This window comes from Pseudomonas sp., from assembly GCF_028293835.1.
GTDB lineage: Bacteria > Pseudomonadota > Gammaproteobacteria > Pseudomonadales > Pseudomonadaceae > Aquipseudomonas.
This window is the reverse complement of record NZ_JAQGNX010000154.1, coordinates 1-5,366: the sequence shown is the minus strand read 5'-3', so window position 1 is coordinate 5,366 and position 5,366 is coordinate 1. Positions and strand designations below refer to the sequence as shown.

Below are 5,366 nucleotides of genomic sequence, written 5' to 3'. Positions count from 1 at the left end.
TGTGGGTGCCGTGCTTCTGTGGGAGCTGGCTTGCCTGCGAAGGGGCCAATGGCCTGACAATGTTGTCAGGCCATCGGTGGGTTCAGCAGCAACCGGTGCCAAAAACCCTGTTTTTAGGTATTCACAGGGCGATCTGAAAAAAATCGCAAATCATTGTCTTAAATGCAGTTTTAAGGGTTGACAGGTACTTTTAAAATTGTAGAATAGCGCGCCTCAGAGACGCGAACGCAGCGATGCAAACGGGTCGAAGAGACTGGAATATGTAGAGAAATCGGCATGCTTCAGTGAAGTAAGTTGTACGGTTGCATCAGTAAGTAATGAATAGTTCCGCGATAGCTCAGTTGGTAGAGCAAGTGACTGTTAATCACTGGGTCCCTGGTTCGAGTCCAGGTCGTGGAGCCACTTACTTAATGATGGAACATATCGGGGTATAGCGCAGTCCGGTAGCGCGCCTGCTTTGGGAGCAGGATGTCAGGAGTTCGAATCCCCTTACCCCGACCATTTTCTACCCATGTTGTTCGGGTTTGAAGATACAGGCCAGATGCTCCGCGCATCGAAGCCAAATGAAAAAGCGTCCTTCGGGACGCTTTTTTTATGTCTGGCCAAGGGGTGCCGGTCGCCCGCGACCCGGCCTATCGCAGCCTTCGGCAGCTCCTACAGGTTCTGTGTCGCGGCGTCGGCAACGTGGCGGCTCCTCAGATGATCCCGAAGGCCTGTAGGCGCTAACGTGTTGGCGATCGGTAGGGCAGCAGTCGTAAAAATGGCTGGCTGAACTGACCTATCGCCAAGGCGCCTAGTGCAACTTCATCCTGGGCTCTGTCCCTTTGCCAATCTTGCTGCTCAACATCAGCATCGCCGTACGAAATATCCCGTACAGCGCCATTTGATGCATTCGATACAGCGACACATAAAACATCCGGGCCAACCAACCTTCTAGCATTACGCTGCCCATCAGGTTGCCCATCAAGTTACCCACCGCCGAAAAACTCGACAGTGAAATCAACGACCCGTAATCGCGGTACTTATACACAGGCAAAGGTTGGCCCTCGATCCGCAGTTTCAACGATTTCGCCAGCAACGACGCTTGCTGATGAGCCGCTTGGGCCCGTGGCGGTACGTTATGATCTGTGCCCGGTTGCGGGCAGGCTGCGCAGTCGCCGAAGGCAAAGATATTGTCGTCACGGGTAGTTTGCAGAGTAGGACGCACCTGCAACTGGTTGATGCGATTACTCTCCAACCCATCCAGGTCTTTGAGAAACATCGGCGCTCGAATGCCTGCGGCCCACACTTTCAAGGTCGCCGGAATCACCCGGCCATCGGCAGTGATCAAACTGTCGGCAGTGACCTCGCTAACAGCCGCGTTGGTCAGCACCGTCACTCCAAGCTTCTCCAGGGTTTTATGCACCGGCCCGCCAATACGCTCCGGCAATGCCGGCAGCACCCGAGGACCCGCTTCGAGCAAAGTAATACGCAAGTTTTCCGGTTTGATCCGACCCAAGCCATACGCCGCCAACTCATGAGCTGCGTTGTGCAGTTCTGCGGCCAACTCAACCCCCGTTGCCCCCGCGCCGACAATCGCCACGGTGACTTCTTCGGTGATGTCAGCCTGCCCGGCGTGGGCGCGCAGGTAGCGATTGAGCAACTGCTGGTGGAAGCGTTCAGCCTGTTTGCGGGTGTCCAGGAACAGACAATGCTCAGCGGCGCCTTGGGTATTGAAGTCATTGGTAGTGCTGCCGACGGCGATCACCAATGAGTCGTACTCCAGGCTGCGGGCCGGAACCAACTCATTACCGTCTTCATCCGGGGTCGCGGCCAAGTGCAATTGTTTAGTGGCGCGGTCCAATCCGGTCATACGCCCTAGTTGAAACTGGAAGTTATTCCACTTGGCCTGAGCCACATAATTGAGCTCGTCTTCATACGAGTTCAACGAACCTGCCGCCACTTCATGGAGCAACGGCTTCCAGATATGGGTCAAGTTGGCATCGACCAGCACAACATTGGCCGTGCCGCGCTTACCCAGGGTTTTACCCAGACGGGTAGCCAGTTCCAGACCGCCAGCGCCTCCGCCAACGATTACTATGCGATGAGTCATTAAGGTATCTCATAAGGCTAAGGAATTCGGGGGATGTCTAAGGTGCGGCGCCAGGCGGTTCATAGCGCTACATAGCTCAACAAGCGGCTGAGCAAGCCCAGTCCGACCGTGACGGCCACCACCACAACAAGGAGCAGCCATGGCCGAAAAGGCCGGCGCTCGACTTGATGCTGGGTAGTGTGCAGATACTCTTCGACACGCTGTTGGTCGTCAGGGTTCAGGCGGCTGGTCATGTGAGCCTCATTTTAAAAATAAAACACGCGAGTGAAAAATCATCCCGTGGTGTCCAGAATAGCCTGACCCAGCTTGAAGCGTCGGCCCTTGAGGCTGAACAAATGGATGCCACTGATCACCAGATTACGCCGCAAGTCCTGGGGCACATCGGCGAGTAGCGTTTGTAACGGACTCATAAACTGATGCCCACGTCGAATACCACGCTGCGGCCCAGGTTGGTACGCAGGAAATCTGGCGCCCCCGGATGGGCAAACAACACCCGCGCGAAGGTCGGTCCGACCAATGACAGAGAGCGCCAACCTTGGCGCAGGTATTCAGTGGGCGGCGGGAAATGGCTGTTCAAATCGAGCACTTCACGCTTGAGGCTGGCAAACGCAATGATGTCCAGCTCGCTCAGGTCCAGGCCGCGTTCGCGATAGTTGTGTGCTTTTTTGCGCAACGTTGGCGCCAGACGCTGCAACAGCTCGGGTGCGGAAATACGTTTGGGTTTCGCTTCGCGGCGCACCAGTTGGCTCAATGAAAACGCACTGCGGCGCCGTTGTAATTCTTCGCGCCACTCATCGTTCAGGCGTCGCCCCTCATCCAACACAAAAAACACCTCGAAACTGGCATCGCGAAACAACACGTCAGGAGGCTCTTGCCCGGCCGCCGCGAAGTCTTCATTTCGGTGGGGGATGTTCAGGCCCTGTAACAACCGCTGACAAACCCAGCGCTCACGCTCCCACTTTCGCGCGTTGGAGAGGAACGCGTTAGCTTGTTCGGCCTGAATGGTCAGCAGGCGTAAGTAGTCAGAGTCATCCATAGGGCAAGCTTAGCGTTCAAACTGGGATGCTAGAAATAAGTCTGTCGTAAAAGCATAAAGTCTATCGCGTTTTCGAAGGTATTTTGCGCAAGATGAAGGAATCGAAGGCATGCGGTTCGGCTCATCGAAGACCGACCGATTAGCTTATTCGCTAAAGCCGATCTGGCCTGCTGTCACGCGCAGTTCGCGGTACGCGGCGACCAGTTGCTCCTGGCTGAACGCGCGGTTTCGTCCGCTGGGATTGGGGAGCACCCATGCGGCCGCGTTGCCAAAAGTGCCAGGCTGTGGGCCCCAGGCAATATCGCGCTGGCCGGATATCGCGCAATACGCCACCTTGCCGAGAAACGCCACAAAGCGCGGCGCTTGACCCGCGATCTTTTCTTCGAAATCCGCAGCCGCCGTGATGAATTCATGCCGCGACAGCTGCTCCGCGCTCGCTGTGGGCCGCTTGACTACCGCCGTCAATCCACAGTGATAGCGCAGGATCGTACGATCTTGTTCCGGGCGCAGTTGCTCTGGCGTAAACCCAGCCAGATGTAGCGTGCGCCAGAAACGATTGCCCCGACCCGCAAAGTGGTGCCCTTGAGCGGCGGCCATGACGCCCGGATTGATACCGCAGAAAATCACCGAAAGATTCTCGGCCAGAATGTCCTCGAGTCCTTCGCTCATCTGCAGATCACGCTGACTGCCTTGCGCGCAAGTTCGGTCAGGTCTGCCCGGGATTTACCCGCCCGCGCACGTATCGCGATGCTGTGCAGCATGGCTGCCGCAACGGCGGCCAAGGCGTCCGGATCAGCATCGTTTTTTAATTCGCCGGAATCGATAGCCACACGCAGGCGCGCCTCAAGGTCAGTGTCGAGCTTGCTGATAAGCCGCGACAGCGTGTCGCGTATCTCCACATCCTCAACCGCCTCGGTGGTCGCTGTGCCGATTGCAAAGCAGCCACGCGCTTGGCCGTCGCCCGAGAAGTAGATCGACAGCTGCCCTTCGTAAAAACCCATCAACGCCTCGGCGACCGACAGGTTCTGATCCGTCAGCGCTGCATGCATGGCCGCGACCGCAGCTTCCAGGTACATCTCCAGCGCCTTGATATAGAGCGCATGTTTGTCACCGAACGCGGCATACAGGCTTGGGCGATTCATCCCGGCTGCGGTGGCGATGCTGTCCAGTGACGCGCCCGAATAGCCGGTGTTCCAGAAGACCCCAAGCGCTTGTTGCAGCGCCGTCTTTGGATCGTATGCGCGGGGCCGGCCACGGCCTTTTCCTTCTGTGATCTTTTTTTGTGCCATGTCGTACAAAACTCTTGTCGAGGGATTGGTGTAGGGATATTCTTACACCGTCGCACAAAAATAAGGAATCAGAAATTCCTTGATTGCAGACTTTTTTGAAGCGGACCTCGAACCGAGTGTTGCAGCGACGAAGCAGGCGCAGCGGAGTGACCCTCCTGATGCGCACGGTTACGGCGGGTTTTATGGGAGAGGTTGGCTGGTTTCAGTGTTTTACCAGTCCCGCCGGGCTTCAGTCCCCACAGCAACGATTGACATCGGGGCAGCAGGCAACCGGCCGGAGCTGGCCCGATTTCCCGGTTAAAGGTGAATTCGATCATGACTAAACTATTCAACAACGTAACACCAGCCTTTGAGCATCCAGGGCCGAACGCTGCTGATCTACCCGTGAAGAAACCGCTAAAAGAGAAACTCCGGCCGGTGCTGATGCTGGGTATGCCAGCGATCATAGCCGCCGTGTGGCTGGCTCATTCCTTCGTCAACGCGCCGTTTGTTTCCACTGACAACGCCTACGCCCGAGTGGCGAAGGCTTCGATTAACGCCCGGGTTTCCGGGCAAGTCCTGGAAATAGCCGTCGAGGACAATCAACGGGTACATAAGGGCCAAGTGCTGTTCCGGATTAATCCGGAACCGTTCCAGGTCGCGGTCAACCGCGCTGAAGCACAGCTGAGCGTGGCGCGGCTGCGCATTGATGGCCTCAAGGCCAGCTACCGCCAGCAGCAGGCGGATCTGCAATCGGCGAAAGAGTCGGCCAGCTTTGATCAAAAGGAATTCGGCCGCAAGAAGGCGCTGGTTGCCAGCGAGTTCGTTTCGCAAGCCGCTTACGACCGTGCAGACACCGATCTCAAGGTCTCGCGGCAGCGTATTGCCTCGGTAGAGCAGCAGATTGCTAGCACGGTGGTAGCGTTGAACGGCCATCCTGATATCGAGGTCGACAGCCATCCGGCAGTGC

General features: G+C 56.9%; 6 protein-coding genes, 2 tRNA genes and 1 pseudogene. 3 read left to right on the top strand and 6 right to left on the bottom strand.

Features of this window, described 5'->3' with window-relative positions; translation table 11 throughout:
- Positions 1–326: 326 nt before the first annotated feature.
- Positions 327–402, top strand: a tRNA-Asn gene (locus JWR17_RS20880).
- A gap of 22 nt (positions 403–424) precedes the next feature.
- Positions 425–501: transfer RNA gene (locus JWR17_RS20875), tRNA-Pro, on the top strand.
- A gap of 292 nt (positions 502–793) precedes the next feature.
- On the opposite strand, the gene JWR17_RS20870 is transcribed toward JWR17_RS20875, so the two are convergent.
- From JWR17_RS20870 to JWR17_RS20845, 6 genes and pseudogenes are all read right to left on the bottom strand, one after another.
- Entirely contained in the window at positions 794–2,092 is a 1,299-nt protein-coding gene (locus tag JWR17_RS20870; RefSeq protein WP_299834382.1) for an NAD(P)/FAD-dependent oxidoreductase, read from the bottom strand.
- A gap of 59 nt (positions 2,093–2,151) precedes the next feature.
- Positions 2,152–2,325, bottom strand: a complete 174-nt coding sequence (locus tag JWR17_RS20865; RefSeq protein WP_299834380.1) for a DUF3094 family protein — start codon at positions 2,323–2,325, stop codon at positions 2,152–2,154.
- 42 nt (positions 2,326–2,367) lie between these two features.
- Positions 2,368–2,472, bottom strand: a pseudogene (locus JWR17_RS20860) (MOSC domain-containing protein); the annotation flags it as partial.
- Between the two features lie 26 nt (positions 2,473–2,498).
- A complete protein-coding gene (locus JWR17_RS20855) occupies positions 2,499–3,128 on the bottom strand; it encodes a DUF1780 domain-containing protein (RefSeq protein WP_299834378.1) in 630 nt (209 codons plus the stop codon).
- Positions 3,129–3,272: 144 nt separating this feature from the next.
- A complete protein-coding gene (mug, locus tag JWR17_RS20850; RefSeq protein WP_299834376.1) occupies positions 3,273–3,797 on the bottom strand; it encodes a G/U mismatch-specific DNA glycosylase in 525 nt (174 codons plus the stop codon).
- On the bottom strand, positions 3,794–4,417 hold the full coding sequence (locus JWR17_RS20845) for a TetR/AcrR family transcriptional regulator (RefSeq protein WP_299834374.1): 624 nt from the start codon (positions 4,415–4,417) through the stop codon (positions 3,794–3,796). The genes mug and JWR17_RS20845 overlap by 4 nt, the downstream gene beginning before the upstream one ends.
- Before the next feature lie 315 nt (positions 4,418–4,732).
- On the opposite strand from JWR17_RS20845, the gene JWR17_RS20840 reads away from it, so the two are divergent.
- The coding region (locus JWR17_RS20840) for a biotin/lipoyl-binding protein (protein ID WP_299834372.1) at positions 4,733–5,366 on the top strand (634 nt) is incomplete at its 3' end.

Excerpts from the sequence above, each read along its gene's own strand:
- JWR17_RS20870 (WP_299834382.1), bottom strand. The coding sequence starts at position 2,092 with ATGACTCATCGCATAGTAATCGTTGGCGGAGGCGCTGGCGGTCTGGAA.
- JWR17_RS20865 (WP_299834380.1), bottom strand. The coding sequence starts at position 2,325 with ATGACCAGCCGCCTGAACCCTGACGACCAACAGCGTGTCGAAGAGTAT.
- JWR17_RS20855 (WP_299834378.1), bottom strand. The coding sequence starts at position 3,128 with ATGGATGACTCTGACTACTTACGCCTGCTGACCATTCAGGCCGAACAA.
- mug (WP_299834376.1), bottom strand. The coding sequence starts at position 3,797 with ATGAGCGAAGGACTCGAGGACATTCTGGCCGAGAATCTTTCGGTGATT.
- JWR17_RS20845 (WP_299834374.1), bottom strand. The coding sequence starts at position 4,417 with ATGGCACAAAAAAAGATCACAGAAGGAAAAGGCCGTGGCCGGCCCCGC.